This is a genomic window from Chryseobacterium lathyri, assembly GCF_030812195.1.
GTDB classification, from domain to species: domain Bacteria; phylum Bacteroidota; class Bacteroidia; order Flavobacteriales; family Weeksellaceae; genus Chryseobacterium; species Chryseobacterium lathyri_A.
The window spans coordinates 752,596-773,443 of the sequence record NZ_JAUSSF010000002.1 but is presented as its reverse complement, the minus strand read 5'-3'; the positions used below and the strand labels follow the sequence as shown (position 1 = coordinate 773,443).

At 38.0% G+C, this 20,848-nt stretch carries 18 protein-coding genes and 4 tRNA genes; 4 read left to right on the top strand and 18 right to left on the bottom strand.

Annotation, left to right across the window (positions count from 1 at the left end; translation table 11 throughout):
• Window positions 1-45: 45 nt before the first annotated feature.
• The 11 genes from J2T03_RS13750 to J2T03_RS13700 all read right to left on the bottom strand — a co-directional run bounded on the left by J2T03_RS13750 (window position 46) and on the right by J2T03_RS13700 (window position 7,007).
• Window positions 46-873 carry a YoaK family protein gene (locus J2T03_RS13750; protein ID WP_307211863.1) on the bottom strand — a complete coding sequence of 276 codons (828 nt, stop codon included), beginning with the start codon at window positions 871-873 and terminating at the stop codon, window positions 46-48.
• A 37-nt stretch (window positions 874-910) separates the two neighbouring features.
• The gene (locus J2T03_RS13745; protein WP_306841171.1) at window positions 911-1,405 is read right to left on the bottom strand and encodes a hypothetical protein; all 495 of its coding nucleotides are present in this window, start codon (window positions 1,403-1,405) and stop codon (window positions 911-913) included.
• A gap of 265 nt (window positions 1,406-1,670) precedes the next feature.
• Complete coding sequence (locus J2T03_RS13740; RefSeq protein WP_307211860.1) at window positions 1,671-3,074, bottom strand: HAMP domain-containing sensor histidine kinase; 1,404 nt, start codon at window positions 3,072-3,074, stop codon at window positions 1,671-1,673.
• A gap of 3 nt (window positions 3,075-3,077) precedes the next feature.
• Window positions 3,078-3,785 carry a response regulator transcription factor gene (locus J2T03_RS13735; RefSeq protein ID WP_306841169.1) on the bottom strand — a complete coding sequence of 236 codons (708 nt, stop codon included), beginning with the start codon at window positions 3,783-3,785 and terminating at the stop codon, window positions 3,078-3,080.
• Window positions 3,786-3,908: 123 nt separating this feature from the next.
• On the bottom strand, window positions 3,909-4,403 hold the full coding sequence (locus J2T03_RS13730; protein ID WP_306841168.1) for a GNAT family N-acetyltransferase: 495 nt from the start codon (window positions 4,401-4,403) through the stop codon (window positions 3,909-3,911).
• Window positions 4,404-4,418: 15 nt separating this feature from the next.
• Complete coding sequence (locus J2T03_RS13725; protein WP_307211857.1) at window positions 4,419-5,834, bottom strand: aminotransferase-like domain-containing protein; 1,416 nt, start codon at window positions 5,832-5,834, stop codon at window positions 4,419-4,421.
• 41 nt (window positions 5,835-5,875) lie between these two features.
• Window positions 5,876-6,244: a hypothetical protein gene (locus J2T03_RS13720; protein ID WP_307211856.1), complete on the bottom strand. Its 369-nt coding sequence runs from the start codon at window positions 6,242-6,244 to the stop codon at window positions 5,876-5,878.
• 247 nt (window positions 6,245-6,491) lie between these two features.
• A tRNA-Leu gene (locus J2T03_RS13715) sits at window positions 6,492-6,573 on the bottom strand.
• Between the two features lie 183 nt (window positions 6,574-6,756).
• Window positions 6,757-6,840 (bottom strand) — tRNA-Leu (locus tag J2T03_RS13710).
• A 5-nt stretch (window positions 6,841-6,845) separates the two neighbouring features.
• Window positions 6,846-6,921 (bottom strand) — tRNA-Gly (locus tag J2T03_RS13705).
• A gap of 4 nt (window positions 6,922-6,925) precedes the next feature.
• Window positions 6,926-7,007: transfer RNA gene (locus J2T03_RS13700), tRNA-Leu, on the bottom strand.
• 175 nt (window positions 7,008-7,182) lie between these two features.
• Here J2T03_RS13700 and J2T03_RS13695 point away from each other — a divergent pair.
• From J2T03_RS13695 to J2T03_RS13685, 3 genes are read left to right on the top strand one after another with little or no spacing between them, the layout of a single operon-like run.
• On the top strand, window positions 7,183-7,560 hold the full coding sequence (locus J2T03_RS13695) for a DUF3127 domain-containing protein (protein WP_034739828.1): 378 nt from the start codon (window positions 7,183-7,185) through the stop codon (window positions 7,558-7,560).
• A 60-nt stretch (window positions 7,561-7,620) separates the two neighbouring features.
• Window positions 7,621-8,274 carry a leucyl/phenylalanyl-tRNA--protein transferase gene (aat, locus tag J2T03_RS13690; protein ID WP_307211854.1) on the top strand — a complete coding sequence of 218 codons (654 nt, stop codon included), beginning with the start codon at window positions 7,621-7,623 and terminating at the stop codon, window positions 8,272-8,274.
• Window positions 8,261-9,151 carry a DMT family transporter gene (locus tag J2T03_RS13685; protein ID WP_306841164.1) on the top strand — a complete coding sequence of 297 codons (891 nt, stop codon included), beginning with the start codon at window positions 8,261-8,263 and terminating at the stop codon, window positions 9,149-9,151. The genes aat and J2T03_RS13685 overlap by 14 nt, the downstream gene beginning before the upstream one ends.
• Before the next feature lie 143 nt (window positions 9,152-9,294).
• Here the strand turns inward: J2T03_RS13685 and J2T03_RS13680 are convergent, their stop codons facing one another.
• From J2T03_RS13680 to J2T03_RS13655, 6 genes are all read right to left on the bottom strand, one after another.
• Complete coding sequence (locus J2T03_RS13680; RefSeq protein WP_306841163.1) at window positions 9,295-10,677, bottom strand: tetratricopeptide repeat protein; 1,383 nt, start codon at window positions 10,675-10,677, stop codon at window positions 9,295-9,297.
• 356 nt (window positions 10,678-11,033) lie between these two features.
• Window positions 11,034-12,416: a phosphoglucosamine mutase gene (glmM, locus tag J2T03_RS13675; protein WP_307211851.1), complete on the bottom strand. Its 1,383-nt coding sequence runs from the start codon at window positions 12,414-12,416 to the stop codon at window positions 11,034-11,036.
• A gap of 58 nt (window positions 12,417-12,474) precedes the next feature.
• Window positions 12,475-13,503, bottom strand: coding sequence for a DUF4421 family protein (locus tag J2T03_RS13670; protein WP_307211849.1), 1,029 nt, complete (start codon window positions 13,501-13,503; stop codon window positions 12,475-12,477).
• Window positions 13,504-13,725: 222 nt separating this feature from the next.
• Complete coding sequence (gene feoB / locus J2T03_RS13665) at window positions 13,726-15,759, bottom strand: ferrous iron transport protein B (protein ID WP_307211846.1); 2,034 nt, start codon at window positions 15,757-15,759, stop codon at window positions 13,726-13,728.
• Entirely contained in the window at window positions 15,759-16,013 is a 255-nt protein-coding gene (locus tag J2T03_RS13660; protein ID WP_306841157.1) for a FeoA family protein, read from the bottom strand. The genes feoB and J2T03_RS13660 overlap by 1 nt, the downstream gene beginning before the upstream one ends.
• Before the next feature lie 134 nt (window positions 16,014-16,147).
• Window positions 16,148-17,065, bottom strand: a complete 918-nt coding sequence (locus tag J2T03_RS13655; RefSeq protein ID WP_306841155.1) for a GLPGLI family protein — start codon at window positions 17,063-17,065, stop codon at window positions 16,148-16,150.
• 217 nt (window positions 17,066-17,282) lie between these two features.
• Here J2T03_RS13655 and J2T03_RS13650 point away from each other — a divergent pair, with 217 nt between their 5' ends.
• Window positions 17,283-17,780, top strand: coding sequence for a DinB family protein (locus J2T03_RS13650; RefSeq protein ID WP_307211843.1), 498 nt, complete (start codon window positions 17,283-17,285; stop codon window positions 17,778-17,780).
• Between the two features lie 63 nt (window positions 17,781-17,843).
• Here the strand turns inward: J2T03_RS13650 and J2T03_RS13645 are convergent, their stop codons facing one another.
• Complete coding sequence (locus tag J2T03_RS13645; RefSeq protein ID WP_307211840.1) at window positions 17,844-20,519, bottom strand: carboxypeptidase-like regulatory domain-containing protein; 2,676 nt, start codon at window positions 20,517-20,519, stop codon at window positions 17,844-17,846.
• Window positions 20,520-20,848 lie beyond the last annotated feature (329 nt).

Genomic DNA, 20,848 nt, shown 5'->3' with positions numbered 1-20,848 from the left:
TTCACAGCTAGTTTACAAAAATTTGATATGTGTTTTATTTATTGTTCATTCGTCAAAGGCAAGCGTTCTTTTTTCTTTCTTTTTGGGAGTCCCGTGGACTTTGTCGTATAGATAAGCCAGTACAGTTGGCTTTTTATAAATTCTGCTGTACCGGTATTTGGTATTAAAGTGCCTTATATGAATCTTATAGGCATCATAGCCAATCACAACTAAAAGACAGATACTGATGACATAAAATACCCTGAATTCAAGATAATAATAGGTAAGCCCTGAGAATACAGCTCCCAAAACATAGGCTGCCATGATACTCATAAGTAGTTTTGCCCTTCCGATCAGCTCACCGTTTTTTCTGTATTTTTTCTGGGTAAACATGGAAAGCAGGATTCCAAGATCGGTGGTAGTACCTGTAAGATGGGTCGTTTTCACCGAGAAATTGGATATACTTGCTGTAAGCCCGTTCTGAAGCCCCGTGGCAAAAAGCATCAGCGCTACCAGATATTCAGTTTCTTCCAGAGTTTTCTGATAGTAAAACTGTCCATATATTCCTACAAACAGTAAACATATGATTTCCAGAACAATGGGCATGGAATGGGCAAAATATTTACTCTTTTTATTGAAGTTGATCACGATGAAGTTGGACAGAAAGCTTCCGAAGAAGAACAGGAAAATCCACGCTCCTACCACAGCCACCTGCGTCCAGTTTCCTTTACTTATCTCTGCCGCCAAGACGGCATAATGTCCTGTTACGTTCGATGTAAAAGAGAGAAATATTAACAGAGAGGCGATATTTATAGTCCCTGCAGTGAATGCAGTCAGCGTTCCCAATCTGATATTGTCTCCCAACGTTCGGCTGTTGCTATAATTTCTTAACATTTTTTGTTCTTTTATATTGTATCGTGTTTCTTTTTTCTTAGACCTCCACAAAGATCTCAGCCAGTCTTCCTCTTTCCGGAAGCCATTCAGCGATTTCCACCTTAATTTCCCGGACCTGAAGCGTTCTGCATTTTTTGATGTAAGACGTTATATCAAACTTCCCCCTGCCTTTACTCTTAATAGCTGGCGAATAGTAAGCTTCCTCAATATTTTCTGCTTTCACATAATTATTGAATGTTCTCTGAAAGCTTCCTGTGAAAATATCGCAGGTGATCTTATTAACTAAATGCGGATATTTATTTCTGATAATTCCATAGGCATCACAGAATTCCTGCGGCCTGATCTTATTAAAAATGGTGCTTTTTGTGTTGAACAGAAGGTCTCTGATAGAATCTCCGCCATCATATCCTGAAACCAAAAGAATATTATACTGATTCTGGTCTTCCGATGCTTCTTTCTCTTTCAGCACTTTTTTTAATATGTTCAGTGACTCAAGAGAGTAATCCGTTGCGATTAAGATTGTTTTGGTCATATCTTTTAATTTAGTTTGTTGTCATATTTTGATGATACAAAACTAAAGCGGCAAGATTAGAAGCTCTTTGGAACGGAATTAAAATGTGATTAAAGAGATTAAAATGAGATTAGAATATTGTTAACAGGCGTTAACATGGGAAAATTTGAGATTGAAGTGCTTAGTTTTTGAAGTAATGAAAATAAAAGGGATAGGTTTCTCAAGTAGATTTGAGAAATTGAGCAGATTTTGTTCTGTTTGTCTTTGTGGGGTTACTCCTTGGCCATTAAGCTCCTTCCAACCTCGTACTGTAGAAATTAGGAAAGCGCATCTGCACGGTCGTTCCCTGGTTTTCGTGAGAGCTTACGATCAGCTCGCCGTTGTGCATCCTTACAATATTTCTTGCAAGCGGAAGCCCTATTCCGTACCCTTCATAATTTTTGGTATTGGAAGCCCTGAAGAATGGGTCATAAATTTTATTCATCTCTACCTCCGGAATCCCGATTCCGAAATCTTTTACAATGATATAAACATCCGTATCCGTTGCGCCCAACGAGACTTTTACCTGCTGAAAATTAGAATATTTACAGCCATTATTGATAATATTGGCTACTGCAAGGTGGAGCAGCTGTTCGTTGCCCTGTACCTTTAGTTTTTTAGGATTATCAGGAAGCATACTGATATCCAGATAGATATTATTCCTTGAATCAATTTTCCTTAGTGTTTCAATGACATCCCAAAGCAGCTGATCGATTCTTACCTTATCAATTTTCTGGATTTTCCCGTCGAAACCGGTCTGAGCGATCATCAATAAGGCTTTGATCTTTTTATCAAGCTTTTCTGCTTCATCAAGGATAATCTCCAGGGTTTCTTTGTATTCCTCAGCTGTTCTGCCAATAGAAAGAGCAACATCCGCTTCTCCCATGATCGAGGTAAGGGGTGTTCTCAGTTCGTGGGAGACATTCCCGATCAGGTGGTTTTGGGTTTCAAATGAGGTTTCTATACGGTTCAACATTCCGTTGAAAGTATCTACCAGCTCATTAAGTTCCTTGTTGTCAGGTTGTGGTTCCAGCCTCAGATGAAGGTTTTCAGAGCTGATCTCTTTTACCTTACCCGTAATTTTTAAGATGGGTCTGAATAAAGTTTTAGACAGATAAAAAGAAAAGATCATACTGAAAAACAGGGACAGCACAATACAGGTGATCAGTGTTCTCTTTAAAAACCCAAGATAATAAATTACATAGTGATTCTTTGCAGAAGCAATCGCTATATAGTCTTTATCATCATATTTAAAGGTCTGCCCGATATAATAAAATTCTTTATCATTATAATTGGCCTCGCCTTTTCTAACAATACTTTTGAAAAAATAATCCGGAATATGGACTTCCTGTGAGATCTTTCTGAAATTGGAATCCGCTGGAACCGCAAAAACATAGTCTCTTTCCATGGGAAGCTCCTCATCATTGAGGCCGTTGAGAATATAGTTTTCTGGAAGATCAAGATGGTCCTTGCTTTTTTCGATCTGAACAATGGTCGTTGTACGGATCTTCAGCAGTTCATAAAACCTCTGGTGTGAAAAGTTGACAATCGAAAAATAAACCAACCCACTGAACAGCAGAATGATAGCAGTAAATACCAGCATTAAGAGCACCATTGTTTTGGTCTGATTTGTGACAACTTTATTAAACATCCATTAAGGCTTTTTCAGTACATACCCCATTCCTATCACGGTATGGATCAGCTTATTATCATCCTGACTATCCAGTTTTTTTCTTAAATAATTCACATAAACATCTACCACATTGGTTCCCAGCTCATAATTGACGCCCCATACCGCATCCAGAATTTCAGCTCTGGAAATTACTTTTTCGGGGTTATTCAGAAAATACAGCAGGAGTTTATATTCTGTAGAGGTCAACGAAATTTCCTCCCCGGCACGGGTCACTTTCTTTGTATAATCATTAACGATCAAATCTGAAAATTGAAACACATGCGCATTGTCAGGCTCCAGCTCGGCAGTTTCCTGAGGACTTATTCCATTGCTCCTTCTCAGCAGTGATTTTACCCGGGCTACCAGCTCAATAAATTTAAAGGGTTTTACAAGATAATCATCACCGCCACTTTCCAAACCCAAAACAATATTTTCTGAGGTTCCTAATGCCGTCAAAAACAGGATTGGAACCTGCTGGTTGGTTTTCCTGATCTCTTTACAGACATCCAGACCATTCATTTCCGGCAGCATAATGTCCAAAATTACCAGATCAAAATCGTTGCCCTGTACCAGCTGCACACCTGTACGCCCGTCAAAAGCCACGGAAACTTCGTATCCGTTTTCCTGAAGCCCTTTCTTTATAAAAGACACTACGCTGGTTTCGTCTTCGATGAGGATAATCTTTTTCATTGAAATAAGGAATTTCACAAAAATAGGGAAAAAGAGTGAATAGACAGAAAGACAAAGAGAGAAAGCGAAACCTTATAATAGAAGACGATTTTAGAGAACAAACGGCAAAGCTTTCATATTAATTTAGCCTGTTTGAACATTCAGCTCCAGCAACATCTGTGTATTACAGCGGTTATAAGCTGAATCAGAGACCGGCATATGTTTAAAACCAAGTTTTTCATACAATTTTATTGCAGGCACCAACATAGAGTTTGTTTCCAGGAAAATACTTTCTGCATTTAATTCTCTGGCTTTATCTATTAAAGCCTGTCCTACCCGATATCCTATTTTCTTTCCCTGGGCTTTAGGGCTTACAGCCATTTTTGAAAGCTCAAATCTAAGGGGCTCATCGGATATTTTCACCAAAGCACAGGTTCCTACAGCTTCATTATCCAACAGGGAAAAAACAATATATCCTCCTTTATTTATGATATGCTCTTCGGGATTATCCAGTAGTTTATAATCCCCTGCCTCCATCGTGAAAAATTTTTTAATCCATTCTTCATTTAACGCCTTGAAAGCTTCTTTATATTGAGGATCATAGTTTATAATTTTCACCTCACCGCTCATATTATTCATTATTATAGTGTTTAATTAAATTCTTTTTTTTACCATTTTTGCCAGCTTTTCAAGGTCACTTTCTACCCTGTCCGTCCACTCCAGGGCATAATTAAGACGCATGCAGTTCTGATACTGGTTATACTGAGAAAACATTCTTCCGGGTGCAAAGCTTATTTTCTGGCTCATCGCTTCGTCATATAGATCTTCAGTACATATCTTTTTATCCAGTTCCAGCCACAACATAAAACCTCCTTTGGGTTCTGAAATTTTGGTATTGTCAGGAAAATATTGGATCACTGATTTCTGAATCTGAAGATAATTCGCATAAAGCTTATTTCTGAACATTCTCAGATGGTGGTCATAGCGGCCATGCTCAAGAAAATCTGCAATCACATCCGGATACAGGGACGGACTGCATACGGTCTGTACCAACTTCTGCCGGATTACCTTTTCTTTAAACTTTCCCGGAGCAACCCATCCTACGCGGTAACCCGGAGCGAGCGTCTTAGAAACCGATCCTATCCACATGACAAGGCCTGCTTCATCATAAAATTTACATGGTTTTGGTCTTTCTGATCCAAAATACAGGTTTCCGTATATATCATCTTCGATCAGAGGAACATTATATTCCGTGATCATCCTTACCAGTTCCTTTTTATTTTCATCGGGCATCTGAAACCCTAGCGGATTATTAAAATTTGTCACAAAACAGCAAGCAGAAAGCGTAGGCAGCACTTTCTTCAAAGCATCCAGATCCACTCCACAAATAGGATGTGTAGGGATTTCCACTACCTTCAGCCCCAGCTGCTGGATCGCCTGAAGTACTCCAAAATAAACCGGGCTTTCCACTGCTACGGAATCTCCGGGCTTCGTCACTGCCATCAGACAGGTATATACTGCATTCATGGCTCCGGAAGTGATGACAAGATCATCCTCTGATATTTTTCCCTCCAGCACCAAAGCCCATTTGGCCGCTTCACGACGTAGATATTCGTTTCCCTGTACCGGTTCATAATCTGTTCCGCTGTCATTTTTTCTTTTGATCACATTGATCATGCATTTCTTAAGCTTCGCCAAAGGCAGAAAACTTTTCCCGGGAATCCCTAAAGCAAACTGGGTAACATCTGTACCATCAATGGTTCCGAATACTTTATCAATAAGATCTTCCGGTGTATTTTTCTTTTCTGCTATTTTCATCGGAGCCACCGAGGGCAGAGCCAGTTTTCTTTGGGAAGTCTGGCTCACAAAATAACCATATTTAGGACGGGACTCAACCAAAGAGCGACTTTCAAGCTCCATATAAGCCTGTTTTACAGTATTCAGGCTGACGTTATAGAGTTTTTGAGCGCTTCTTAGTGAAGGCAGCCTGTCCCCCAATTGCAATGTATCACTTTTGATCTGCTCGGTGACAGATTTTGCTATTTTAAGATAGAGAACGTCTTTTGACATAAAGCCTCGGTTTTAAGTAAATGTACAACTTTATTGAAGTTTTAACCTATATTCAGCCAGCTGACCATTCTATTGATACTGCTTTTCAGCTGTTCTGCATTCCGGAAATTTGCTGAATTGTTTTTATTAAAATAACGTTCAGCCTGAAGATTAAAATTCTTTTCTTCAGAGTCTGTAAGGTCGCCTTTCCCATAAATCTTAAATGTGGCCTCTCCTTTTCCGTTAATGATCAGGCTTGCAAAACCCAGAATCTCATTTCTTTTTTTAGCCAAAAGAAAGGGTACACCAAAGTCATGATTTAATCTGGACAAATTTTGTAACTGCAGAAAAATATATTTCAGAGACTGCATATCTGAAATATAGACGTCGGCATATTGAAGCTGCTGCTGGTTTCGAATGATCGTTTCCATAATACTCTGTTTTAGTATAACAAAATTATGGAGTATTCAGTTAAGGACACAGATACAGAAGTTACTATTATCTTGGATACAGATTGGATAAAATCTATTTAAAAATAGAGATGGAGACAAGGGCTAAATTTAAGCAACAGGACAATCAATAATTTTTAATCTAAGAGCGTATGCCTGATTCCTGCGAACCATCAGAAGTTATAAAACAAAAACTCCCTGTAAGCAATACAGGGAGTTTTTCGCATAGTGCGGATGAAGGGACTCGAACCCCCACGCCTCACGGCACCAGATCCTAAGTCTGGCGTGGCTACCAATTACACCACATCCGCCGGTTGTTTTTTTATTCTTTTATATAAAGAACTTGTTCCTTTTATAGCTACAAATATAAAACATTTTGCTTTAAATAAGAACGAAAGAAACATTAAAACACACAAACAATGAATAAATAAACTGATTTTGACAAACCTTTTAAAAATAAAAAAACTCTCCGTTGAGATCAACAGAGAGTTTAGTACCCCGGGCGGGACTTGAACCCGCACGTTCTTACGAACACAGGATTTTAAGTCCTGCGTGTCTACCAGTTCCACCACCAGGGCAGGTGTGGAGCGAAAAACGGGATTCGAACCCGCGACCCCAACCTTGGCAAGGTTGTGCTCTACCAGCTGAGCTATTTTCGCATAGTGCGGATGAAGGGACTCGAACCCCCACGCCTCACGGCACCAGATCCTAAGTCTGGCGTGGCTACCAATTACACCACATCCGCTGGTTTGTTTTGTTTATTTTAAAGAGCTTGCTTCGTTTTTGTGAGTGCAAATATAGGACTTTTTCCATTGTCTCCAAACTTTTCAGAAAAAAAAATTAAAATTCTCATATTTTTTTTCCGCCCCCCTGATTATTACATTTCATTTTCTTACTTTTACAACGTTAATAATTACAATATGGAATTACAAGGAACGGTAAAGAAACTTTTTGATGCTCAGACATTTGCAAGCGGTTTTCAAAAGAGAGAAATGGTTATTTTAACCCAAGAACAGTATCCACAGCCGATAAACATAGAATTTTTGTCTGACAAGATCAGTTTATTAGACAACCTTAAGGAGGGCGAAAATGTAAAAGTAGGAATCAACATCAGAGGGAGAGAATGGGTTTCTCCTCAAGGTGAAACTAAATATTTCAATTCTATCACAGGATGGAAAATTGAAAAAGTGATGGACAACGGATCTGAGCCTACTCAGGCCTCTCCTTCCCAATCTGCATCTCCGGTTTCCAATGAAAATCCTTTCGCTGGTGACGATGACGATGATTTACCTTTTTAATTTAAAAAAAAGATCAAAGATAAATCCTGCTTGCTCAAGTGGGATTTTTTTTCCAAAAAAATGGTCCGACTAGACGAAAACGAGATTTCATTTCCAGACCCTGAACTTTATGACGGACATGAAGGCCTGATTGCTTTCGGTGGTGATCTGTCTATAGAGCGTATTTGGTTCGCCTACCAGCTGGGAATCTTTCCGTGGTATAACCCCGGAGAAGAAATACTGTGGTGGAGCCCGGATCCAAGGTTTGTTCTGTATCCGGATGAGCTGAAAGTATCCAAATCGATGAGAAAGATCCTGAACAGGAATGTTTTTACATTTTCAGAGAACAAAAACTTCAGGGAAGTGATCCTAAATTGCCAGCAAGCCAGCAGAAAGGGACAGACGGGAACCTGGCTTTCGGATGAGCTGATGGAATCTTTCATCAAGCTTCACGACTATGGTCTGGCAAAAAGTATTGAAGTGTGGCAGAACGGGGAACTTGTCGGCGGGTTTTATGGCCTTCTTATCGGGAGTGTCTTCTGTGGAGAAAGCATGTTTGCCAAAGTAAGCAATGCCTCTAAGGCAGGCTTTATACACTTTGTAGAAAGTAATAAGGAAACCCTTGATCTTATTGACTGTCAGTCCCATACCGAGCACCTGGAAAGCTTAGGCGCCAAAATGATTCCTAAAAAAGAGTTTTTAAAAATCTTACACCAAAACAATGAACGCAGATAAAGAAAAATGGGTCCTTCTGATTGTATTAACAGTTATCTGGGGATCGTCTTTTATTCTGATCAAAAAATCGCTTGAGCATTTCAACCCTTATCAGGTTGGTGCACTGAGGGTTCTGATTGCAGGAATTATTTTAATGCCGATTGCTATCTCAAAATATAAACTGTTTCCAAAAAAACATCTGAAATGGCTTATTCTTGCTGCATTTACAGGAAATTTCATTCCTATGTTCCTCTTTCCGATCGCGGAAACGGAAGTGAGCAGCAGCATTGCAGGAATTATCAATTCTATGATGCCTATTTTCGTGATTATTGTGGGCGCACTGGTCTGGAAATTCGAAACAACCAAAAGGCAGATTGTGGGAACAATGATCAGCTTTGCCGGGGTCTGTTTGCTGGCTTTCGGAGGGGATGGAGAAGGCGGAAGTTTTAAACTCATTCCGATATTATTATTGTTATTGGCCACACTGTGCTATGCTTTAAGCACGACAACGGTGAAGTCCAAGCTTATGGATGTTTCTTCCACTATTTTATCGGCGTTTGTTTTCTCATTTGTTTTATTTTTCCCTTCTCTTATTGCTTTAACATTCACGGGGTTCTTTTCAACATTCAGTTTTAATGAAGACAATATGCTTGGACTTATGTTTGTAGGGTTATTATCCATCTTTGGAACCGGGCTGGCCATGACTTTAAACTACCGGCTACTGAAAGTATCTACACCATTATTTGCTTCAACAGTGACGCTGCTAATGCCGATCGTTGCTATTATCTGGGGCTTTTTAGATGGGGAAAAGCTAAGCTTTCTGCAGTTTGTGGGAGCAGGAATCATTATAGGCGGATTGATCTTTTTAAGATCTAAAACAGCTGTTATTAAAAAATAAATATTTCATTAATTGATATCAACTAAAAATCCTGCATTGTTGCAGGATTTTTTATTTATGATTGCTCATTTAAACCATTAAAATTTTAAGCTGTCAGGAGAATTAAGCAAGTCTTTGACCTTAAGCTTCTCTCTTCCAACTTCCTAAGAATTCTTCTTTTTCACCTTGGCTTTAACCTTCTTAACCTCATCTTTAATAAAAGGATATTTCTTCTGCATATCTGTGGCCAGAGACGAATCTATGCTTAAAGCTTTCTGAAGGGATTCTGCTCCTTTTTCCGGATTTCTCAGGTTGAAATAACAGTTGCTGAGCTGGTAATAAAGCTCTGCTCTGTCATGTACTTTAATCGCTTTGTCCAGAATAGTTACTGCTTCTTCATATTCACCAAGAAGCATCAAGACTTCTGAATAGGCATACCAGTTATAAAACCTTGAAGGTTCTGCATCTACCAATTTTTTAAGGCAGGCCAGACTTTCTTCAAATTTTCCTGAATCAATGAACAGAAATGCCAGTCTTTTCTGATAGTCAAGATTACTGTCGTTCAGTTGGGTTGCTTCTTTTGCAAAATGCAATGCTTCTTTCATACCTCCCATTTCTTCATACAGATAAGACTGCTCCATCATCGCAAGATAAAATTGTGGATCTTCTCGCAATGATTTCTGGAATGCATTGAGTGCCATTATGGACTGTTTCTGTGCTTTATAGCACAATCCTATCTTATAAAATGTAAATGCTTTGGTATATTCAAGTTCAAGCATTTCCTCATATACCTCTACTGCCTTCTGGTACTGTCCCAGGGCTTCGTAGCAGGCTGCTTTATTAGCATATACTCCTACAGAACTTGAATTGATGGCCAACAGATAATCATATCCTTTTATAGCTTCTTCATAATTCTTCCTGTTGAAGTAAAACTGCCCGTATTCGAACCATGCAGTTTCGGAATAGGCAAATTCATCTAGATATTCATTAAGAAAGGCAATAGCCTCCTCGCTCTTATTCAGGTCGCTGAAGCAGATCATACAGTTTTCGAGAGAGTACTCATCCGTAGGGTCTTCTTTCAGTGCTTTTCTGTAGTGTTTAAGAGCGTTAAAGGGATCTCCCAAGTTTACATATTCGTCCGCAATAAAGTTGTGAAGGAAGTTCTCTTCTTCCTGCAGTTCTAGGGCTTTTTTGCAGATGTCAATGGCTTTTCTGGGGTTTCCCAGGTTCGAATAATACTTCGCATAGCAGACCATAAAATCTGTGTTCTCCATGGAGGAACCTTTCAGTTCGTCAATGAGCTCTTTTGCGGTATTATAATCTTCCCATTCCAAAAGAATCTCAAGTCTTTTGATCTTGATATCCAATGAATTGGGATGAAGCTTAAGGCCATAATTAACAGCATTGTCTGCGTAGTTAAAATCTCCCAGCTCCAAATAATAAACAATAATGTCTTCTAGCTCTTCGGTATCGAAGTAGAATTCATCATTATTTTCCATCATTTCCTCGAACTTTTTTACAAGTTCATTTCCAAAATACTCTTCCAATAGTGTCGTCTTTGTCAGCCCGATGTCTGAATATACTTACAAACCTCGGCAAACTTTTTAATTAATAATAACCTCTGAAACTGAAATTCAAATGTTTATGCAAAGTTGCAACTTTTTTTTGAATTATTTTTTCATAAATTTCTATATTAAAGATAGTAAAAAAAGAAAACAGATAAAAGGATTGTGGATAAAAAACGGAAATTGTGGTTAAATAGTTATGATGATCCATTTTCAGACCTAATCTCAATATTCAAGACTGAATTTATTTCTGCTTTCGTTCCTTTCTTCGGAATATTTTTAAAAGAAATCCGACAAAACAAGAACGGAGCATTTCTGCTCCGTTCTTGTTTTTTATTTTAAATTAAGCTTTTAATTTTTGCGATGATATCATCTCCAAGCTTATCGGCTTCTTCCTGTGAGTGGGCCTCTGTATAAATTCTGATGATGGGTTCCGTATTAGACTTTCTCAGATGCACCCAGTTCTTTTCAAAATCAATCTTAACACCATCTACAGTGGAAACCTCTTCATTCTGATATTCCTTTTCCATTTTGGTTAAAATATCATCTACGTTGATTTCCGGAGTCAGCTCTATCTTCTTTTTGCCCATGAAATATTCCGGATATCCGACCCTTAACTGGGAAACTGTTTTGTCTTCTTTGGCGAGATGAGTTAAAAATAAGGCAGCACCCACTAGAGAGTCTCTTCCGTAATGAAGATCAGGATAGATAATTCCTCCGTTTCCCTCTCCGCCAATCACGGCATTTTTCTCTTTCATCAGGTTTACTACGTTCACTTCTCCTACAGCACTTGCAAAGTATTCTGAATCGTGGCTTCTGGCAACATCTCTCAAAGCGCGGCTTGAAGAAAGATTTGATATGGCAACTCCTTTTTTATGTTTCAATAGATAATCTGCTACGGCAACCAGGGTGTATTCTTCCCCAAACATTTCTCCTTTTTCGTCAATTAAAGCTAATCTGTCTACATCCGGATCTACAACGATTCCTAAATCTGCCTTTTCTTTTTTTACAAGCTCACAGATATCTCCCAGATGTTCTTTCAAGGGTTCAGGATTATGTGGAAACTGCCCGTTCGGTTCGCAATATAATTTAATTGTCTCACAGCCTAATTTGTCTAATAGCATTGGAATTGCAATTCCTCCTGTAGAATTTACAGCATCGAGAACGATTTTGAATTTTTTAGCTTTAATAGCCTCAACGTCCACCATCGGTAAATCTAAAATCTGCTGGATATGAATATCAAATGCATCGTCTCGTGTTTCGTATTTTCCCAGATCATCAACTTCTGCATAGTTGAAATCTTCACTTTCAGCGAGAGCAAGTACTTTTGCACCATCGTCTCCGCTGATGAATTCTCCTTTGCCGTTCAATAGCTTAAGAGCGTTCCATTGTTTTGGGTTGTGAGAAGCGGTAAGGATAATTCCTCCGTCTGCATTCAATTCAGGAACCATTATTTCCACCGTCGGTGTTGTAGAAAGTCCCAGATCTACTACATTAATTCCCAACCCCTGTAGGGTAGCCGTTACCAGTGAGGAAACCATTTCCCCGGAAATTCTGGCATCTCTTCCTATGACAAGTGTTAAATTTTTTTTATTTTGTGTATTCTGAAGCCATGTTCCAAATGCTGATGCAAATTTCACGACATCCAGAGGGGTTAAGTTATCATTTACTTTTCCGCCGATCGTTCCTCTGATCCCGGAAATAGATTTTATTAACGACATTCTTTTTTATTTTTTTAATTGGTTTCAGTAGCAAATATACTTAAAAGACCCAATAAGGCTATAGGATGGGAATCTTTTTCTGAACCTTATCATAATTCCTTTTGATAACCTTCGGTGGCGAAAAACGATAACCTATATAAAGCAGCCCGTATAAATTGTTATTTTGCACATTCTGGTTATTTTTTTCACTGTAGGCATAGGCATTGACATTAAATTTCCCTCCAAAAAGGAATCTGTCCGTATTATATCCTATATGAAGTCCCGTAGCAAATCTGAGTGTCAGATACTGTGTATTTTGCTTGTTTGATTTTGTCCCGTCATTTTGGATATCCCAGCTGCTGGAAAACATTCCGCCTAATCCCAGCGAGATATGGGGAGCAATATTCACTCTTTTTTTCGCACCCAGCACCCAATTGTAAAAGTAACCCATACTGCCACCAAAGCTGTATTGGGTTTCTTTACTTTTCTGTCCGTTTAAAATATCTCTGAATATGGAAAGATCATAATCTACAATGGGCACCCAGCTCCCACGGCTTTCTTTCTGCCATTCACCTTGAGTGTAAATACTTTTCAGGGAGAAATGATCCTTCAGCACATACGCTGTAGACCCTCCAAAACTTTGAACTCTCAGATCTGGAAACTGGATGTATGAATCTCTTCCTTCTTTCCAATCCGGGAAGAAGTCGCTCATATTTTCCATGTAAAATCCTTTAACATTTTTGTAATAAACGGTCTGAATAAACTTTTTTGGGAAAAACCTGAATCTCAAGTCTGCATAAGAGCTGCTTCCTTTGAGCTCATCATCATTATTACCTGGAAGGAAATTTGGTGTAAATGAAACCGTTGCACTTATAATCCTATAATCGATAGAAAAAGAGGCTCTTGTTTTGTTGTTAATTGAGAAGATGGTTTCTATAGGGTTATCCTCTGGGCCCGCTGTAAAAACATATTTTTCAATATTGGTGTCAAAATTTATGCGGACCATTACCTGATCTGCATAGGACTTGATTTTAGTGGTATCGAACTGGGCGTTTGCCCAAACGGTTACAAGAGAGAATAAAAAGACAGCTGCTGATTTCGGGCTCAAATTGAAAAGGTTTTAGTTTCAAAGAATGAAATTACTACAATTTTTTCAATTATAAGTTTAAAAACAGGGATTAGGAGCAACCGCAGTCTTTGTCGCAGTTGGTTCTTTTGGAACTGAATTTTTTCGGCGCAAAATTCTTTCTGAGTACTTTAAATAAAGAGTAACAGGCGAATGCAACGATCAGTATGATGATTACGTACTGAAAAATTAATGAAGTATCCATTATTTTAAAATCTGATAGGCTATCAACGACACAAAATATGCCAAACCGGTCATCATCACAACCTGAAAGCCGGTCCATTTCCAGCTTTTGGTTTCTCTGTAGACTACTGCAAGCGTAGAAACACACTGCATTGCGAATGCATAAAATAAAAGTACGGAAATTCCTGTTGCGAAGCTGAACACTTTTTCTCCGTTAGGTTTTACGTCTCTTCTCATTTTATCTATTACCTTCACTTCAGGAGCATCATCATCCAGGCTGTAGAGCGTAGACATTGTTCCTACAAAGACTTCTCTGGCCACAAAACTTGTTAAAATTCCTACACCCATTTTCCAGTCGTAGCCAAGGGGTTCGATAAGAGGTTCAATTCCTTTACCCATTTTGGCCAGATAGGAATGGTCCAGTTCTACATTGGTAGCCACAAATTGATTGGGATTCTGCTTAGGCCCGAAGTAGCTTAAAAACCAGACAATGATGCTCACAATAAAAATAATTTTTCCTGCTCCTGTAATGAAATCCCAAACCTTACCCAGAACCATTTTAAGATCGTATCCGAAAAGTGGTTTTTTATAGGTAGGAAGGTCCATTACAAGATAAGTTTTGTCTTTATTCTTGATAAATCTTTTCAAAACTGCCGCTGAAAACAAGGCTACAAGGAAGCCTAAAAGGTACATCCCCATCAATACCAGTGCTTTATATTTAATTCCAAGGACTGATCCTTCAGAAATAATCAGTCCGATAATGATGCTGTATACCGGAAGTCTTGCAGAGCAGGTCATGAAAGGTGTAACCAGTATGGTAAGCAGCCTTTCTTTTACGTTCTCAATATTTCTTGTAGAGATCACAGCAGGAATGGCGCAGGCGGTTCCCGATACCAGAGGAACGATACTTTTCCCATTCAGTCCGAAAGGACGCAGCAGCCTGTCCATGAGGAATACCACTCTCGCCATATATCCCGAATCTTCCAGTAAGTATAGAAAGTACAATAAAATACCAATCTGTGGGGCAAATACTACAATTCCTCCAATTCCTGGAATAATTCCACTCGAAATCAGTGAATTGACAGGTCCTTCCGGCAGGTGTTCTCCCGTAAAAGCAGCAAGCCATGAGAAGGAATCCTCGATCCAGTTCATGGGATATTCTGCAAGGAAGAAAACGCTTTGGAAAATAACCAACAGGATAAAAAGAAAAACAACATAGCCCCAGAATTTATGGACCAAGACTCTATCTAGTTTTTCTGTTAAAAGCTCTTTGAACTGAGCTTTTTTAGAGATTACATCTGCTAATATTTTATCTACACTTTGATATCTTCTTACGGTCTCCTGAACCTGAAGCCGTTTTGGAACCAGGCTTTTGGAATCGGGCTGGTTAAGAAGATCCTTTATAGATTCTATTCTTCCGAGATCAGCGCCTAATGAAAGGCTCATCCAGGCTTTATATTCATTGTCGAGACCTTTGTGGGCCGCTATCTTTTGAATAAAATCTTTATGTTCGTTTGGCGTTTCAAAGGAGATTTTATCTGCTTTTTTAAATCCATCTTTCAGGACAGCTTCTTTGATCTCTTCTATTCCAATCTGCTCTTTGGCGTTGGTCTGGATTATTTTAATGCCCAAAGCATCTGAAAACTTTTGAATATCGATGGTAATTCCTCTTCTTTTTGCCTGATCGATCTGGTTGACTACCAATATCATAGGTATACCAAGATCCTGTATCTGCTGGAAGAGAAGCAATCCTCTTTTTAAGCTCAATGCTTCAAGGATATAGATTACACCTTCATAGTTTTTCTGTTCATCAATAAGAAATTTGGAAAAAATAGCTTCATCTTCAGAGCTTGGATAGACACTGTATGAACCCGGAAGGTCGATCACCTCAACCTCTTCATTTTTATACGTGTAATTTCCTGAATGACTCGCAACGGTAACTCCTGCATAATTACCGGTCTTCTGTTTTTTGTTGCACAGGGCATTGAAAACCGTAGACTTTCCTACATTAGGATTCCCGACCAAAAGGACCTGTTTTTTCTTATTTTCCTGCATTAATTCAATTCTTCAACAATAATATAATCTCCCTCTTCTTCACGAAGAGCAATTCGGCTTTTTTCTTCTCCAAATTCTACATACATGGGACCATTGAACGGTGCCTGATACAATACCCTGAAAATAGTTTCCGGCAGAAGGCCCATTTCTATGATCTTGTTGGGCATTCTCAGATGATCATTATCATAACCCAAAATCTTCCCCATTTTATTTTTAGGGAATCCACTTAATTTATGTAAGTCAATCTCTTTCAAAGCCTGATTTTTTGTAAGGGCAAATATACGCTATTTAAATTTAATCTAAATAACGAAAGGGCATGAAAGAAATCAACCCAAATACATTACTGTATCTGGGTTGATTCAAAATATAATTTAGTTGATATGAATGCTTATTTTTTCTTTTTATCCTCCTGTGCTGCTGATATTTCTATCGGATTGTCATTGGCATTATAAAAGTCTTTGTACTGCTTCTCCTGTTTTTTTACCATATCGCCCACCGTACCATCCATTCCCGGAACTGTTTTAGACAGCATTTCCTGCGTCATCATTGGTCTTATAGATGCAAAAGGATCTTTTTTGAAATCGCTGAATGTTTTTTCAAATTTTTCTCTTGTTAATTCATTTACTTTTCCTCCTTTGGCCTGCATTAGATTCTCAATATAAGAGTATTCCGTATAGTCTTTCACTTTTTTGTTTCCTTGTAAAACCCAAGAATAATTTTTCTGATCATCTTCAATTTTAACGATTAAACCTGGCAGTCCAAAGAATTTGTAAGGCCCATCCTGAAACGGCAGATCTGTGCTGAACCAAGCTGTCCATTTTCTTCCTCCGAATTCAGTGGTTGCCTTTTGAGTGTTGTATTCTCCTATTTTCTGTTTATCATTAAGGATATTCCAGTTGAACTTTAAGTCTTCGCTATAGCCTATGTTGCTGGGTGTAAATCCATTTGCTATCTTGTCTACATACTGCACTTTCATACCTGGATATGATTTGTATATCCTGGCTGAAATTTTAGGGGTTTTAATGGTTTTTGACAAATCTTTCATGATTCCTGCTTTCTGCATGGCTTCTATTTCAACTTTCATGATAGAATCCTGAGCAATCACTGTATAATCCTGATAAATGGATCTGTTTTTGTCTGTAATATCCAAGATTGTAATTACTTTATCCATCTTGGCAGAGTCCTTCTTCGGCTTAAAAGTCAGTTCATAGAAGAAACGGTTTGCTGTCTCTTTTGATTCTTTCGAATCCTGTGCCGATGCCAGGGCAAAAAGAGCGATAAAGAATACAGAAAATAGATTTTTCATTGTAATAACATTTACTAATTAGTTATCAATTGCTGTAATATGTTACAGTTTTTTTCAAATTTTTATTTAGACAAGCGTACCTCTCCGATGACTAGCAACATACCGTACATACGGTTCATAACAATATTGTTAGAGTATCAGGGCCAAAAATTATGATTTCCTTAAAACACTTTCTCCCCCAAAAGCCTTACCTTTAAGTACTTAAAAACAAAATATTATGGATACTTTATCACAATTTAAAGATGAGCTGGAAACAGAGTACCAGACAACCCGGAAATTTTTCGAAGTTTATCCTGAAGGAAAAAACGATTATGCTCCTCATGAGAAAAGCATGAAAATGATGCCTCTTGCCACTCATATTTCTGAAATTTTCGGGTGGCCGGACGCAATGCTGAAAACTTCAGACTTGGATTTTGCAAAAGGAGATTTTCAGCCTAAGCATCTTTCTACCAAAGAAGATCTTCTGCAAACCCTGGATGAGAATTTCAAATCTGCGCAGGCTGCTCTTGATAATGCTAAAGAAGAAAACCTTAATGATACATGGGCACTAAAAAACAACGGCCACGAAGTAGCAAAATGGACTAAATATGGTTCCATCCGCCATTCTTTAAACCAAATCACACATCACAGGGCTCAATTGGGAGTGTATTACAGACTGAACGACATCCCTCTTCCTGGAAGCTACGGCCCTTCTGCGGATCATCAGAGCTTCTAGCAATCTGAACAAATATATCTTAAAACAAAAAAACCAATCTCGATGAAATTGGTTTTTTTATTTTTATTTGAAATTAAATTTTACGGTAAACATAACCTGGCTTGGACGGAGCTGATATCTTGTAAAAGTAATGTTTGTGGTATTGATATCATATGTTTCGAATACTTTTTTGTTGGCTATATTCATCCATTTAAGCTCAAAATCAATTTTCTTTTTTGCCCAGGTAAATTGATATGAAACGTCGTAGAATCCATTATGGTATTTTTGATCGGCCGCATTTGTATTTACCTGATCCCAGTTGAATCCAAGGGTATGGTTTTCTACCGGATAGAAGAACGCGCCAAGATTATGTGTGAAACCGGTTCTGGTAGCACTGGAATTTATCTTTCCTGTACTGGTTTGTTTTGTTCTGGAAATGCTTGCGTTATAATCTATGCTCATCCAGCTGAAATAAGTATTATTGAATTTAATTCCGTACGACTGGCTGTTGTTGTTGTTTGTAAAAGAATTATTATTCAGGAATGCATCAGATTTTGCCGTATTGTTGCTGTAGCTAAGGGAGGCATTTGTTTTAAACTTTGGAAAATATTTTCCTACTTCCACGCTGTAACCATTATTTAATACATGATTATCCTGTTCTATATATTGCATTACGGTATAACCTGCTCCGTTAATCAACGGGTTTGAAATCAGGTTTCTTTTAGCATCTGAAAATCTGTAATTGATATTGAAGAATAAATTATTTAATGGATTTCTATACTCCAGTCTTGTTCCTGCAGATTTATTATTATTCTGAGGTATCGGATTATTGATATCCATTGCATTAATTCCGCTTGGAGAGGTCATTAAGAATCCTGAATAAGCCGTATTTATTTCTCCAAAATTATTATTAATATTAGCATTTACCGAAGCTTTCCAAAAAGAGGCAAAAGTATACTGTGCAAAAACACTAGGTTCAAAAGTCACTTTGTTTACTTCTTTAGCGACATTTCTTAACGGATCTTCCGCTTTAATGTTATTAGAGTTTACAGGAAAATTGGCATACAACATCCATGAATCATTTTTATAATTTACTCCCAAGCTTCCGTAAGGCGTTGCTGTAGTATATGTAAGATCATTACTATAGGCTGCCGGAAGCGCTCCTGATGTTATAACATTTGATAAATCTGAAACTAAATCTGTTGTTTTAAAGTTAAATCCAACTTCCGGAGTAAACGTCCATCCTTTTTTAGAAAAACCAATATTGGCAGAATGATTTGCTTCAATCGTTTTAAGTCTCAGGTTTTGTTTCGCAAAATTCTTAGGTTCAGGAGTGAGTCCGGGAATGTCCAGATAAGAGGCAGGGGAAACTTTCAGTGTCTGGTTATCGGTCTGATAGCTTACAAAAGATAAAAGATTCACCATTTTTTCTTTCCATGGAATAATGGTACTCAGGGAGTTCTGAAAAGATGTTGTTGGAGACTCTATTGCTTCATCGCCATGTCTTTTCACTCCGTTTGCTACATCCGTTCTGTCAACAATTCCTCTGTCTGCATTCCAGTACTGAGAAAAACTTGTAGTATTTTTAAAGAATCCTTTTTTGGCATTTTTTGTAAATATTAATTCTCCTTTTGCTTTATCTGTGTAAAAATTATTAAGAATATTTACAATATTCGAGCTTCCCTCAAAGTAATCTGTCTGGCTATACGACTCTCTTTCAACCGCGTTATTGGTATAGTTGGCATTGGCTTTAAGCTCCCACTCTTTCTTTTTGTCTATATTAGTCAGATAATTTGCCGACAGGTAATGCACATTGTTCATCAAATATCTTTTTACCGGAAGGTTGGGTGTGCTTGCATTTTCTACATTCAGCCAGTCATTTTGAGAAGCATTAATTCTTCTTCCTTCGAACCTGTTTCCAAAAGCTAAGATATTCCCTTCATTTTCCACCTGCTCACCCATATTATTAGTTTTATAATTCACCACCCACTGGCTTTTCTGCCCAAAAAACATCGGGGTCAGTTTAACGTTCCACAACCACGGATCTCCAAAACCTGTCCCCACTTCTCCTCTTCCGGTCATGGTAACAGAGTTTTTTAACTTGATATTGATCGCAGCCTGATCAGAAGGAACCTTATCCTGTAGTATTTTTACCGGTTGGTGGTTTTCCAGGACTTCCACTTTCTGAACCGCATCCTTGGGAAGTGAGTTGTTGATCGTTCCATATCCTCCTTCCATCAGATCTTTTCCGTTAACATAAAATTTATTGATGGCATTTCCCTGATAAAGAATGCTTCCGTCTTTATTGACTTCGATTCCCGGAATCTTTCTCATTACATCAGCTAGTGTTCTGTCACTTTTACTGTCAAAAGCTTTTAGATCATAAGCGATGGTATCTCCTCTCGCAGTAATCATCTTGGTTTTTAGCTGGACTTCTTTTATTTCTGTAGCTTCAGACTGCATTTTGAAAGTCAGGGTCTGATCGCTGTTACTGATCTGTTTGGTCAGAGGCTTTTGGTTGAATGCTTTCACTTTCAGATCTACATTGGATTCCGCAGAGGTAAACGTTACTTTGTATTCTCCCTTGGAATTGGTGATCCCATATGCCAAAATAGCATCTTTACCCGGTTCTTCTATAGTAACGCTGGCACTGGGAATAGCGGATCCGTCTTCATCGGTAATTTTCCCTGACACTGTTTTCTGCGCAAATGTGAGCACGGTGAAAAAAAGCATCAGAAATAAAGAAATCTTTCCTTTCATAATTTATTATTTGCCTAATTAGTTTGTAGCCTGTGTTTTTTGTTACACTTTTATAAAGATGTATTTTAATGCTAAAGGTTAAATGTCTTAACACTATAAAATTAGTGATATTTTTTAAAACTCTATCTTTTCGTAAAATATTTGGCAATATGTAAATTCTGTTTCAAAAATCTGTTTGGTATGTAAAATATTCAAAATCTGTCTATAAGCTAAAATTTAAATCCTTGTTTATTTAAGAAAAATCTAATACTTTTCAATAAAAAAAATGTCTGAGAATAGGAAACTCCCGATAGAATCTATAAAAAAATTGTTTCTCAACCTTTTTTATT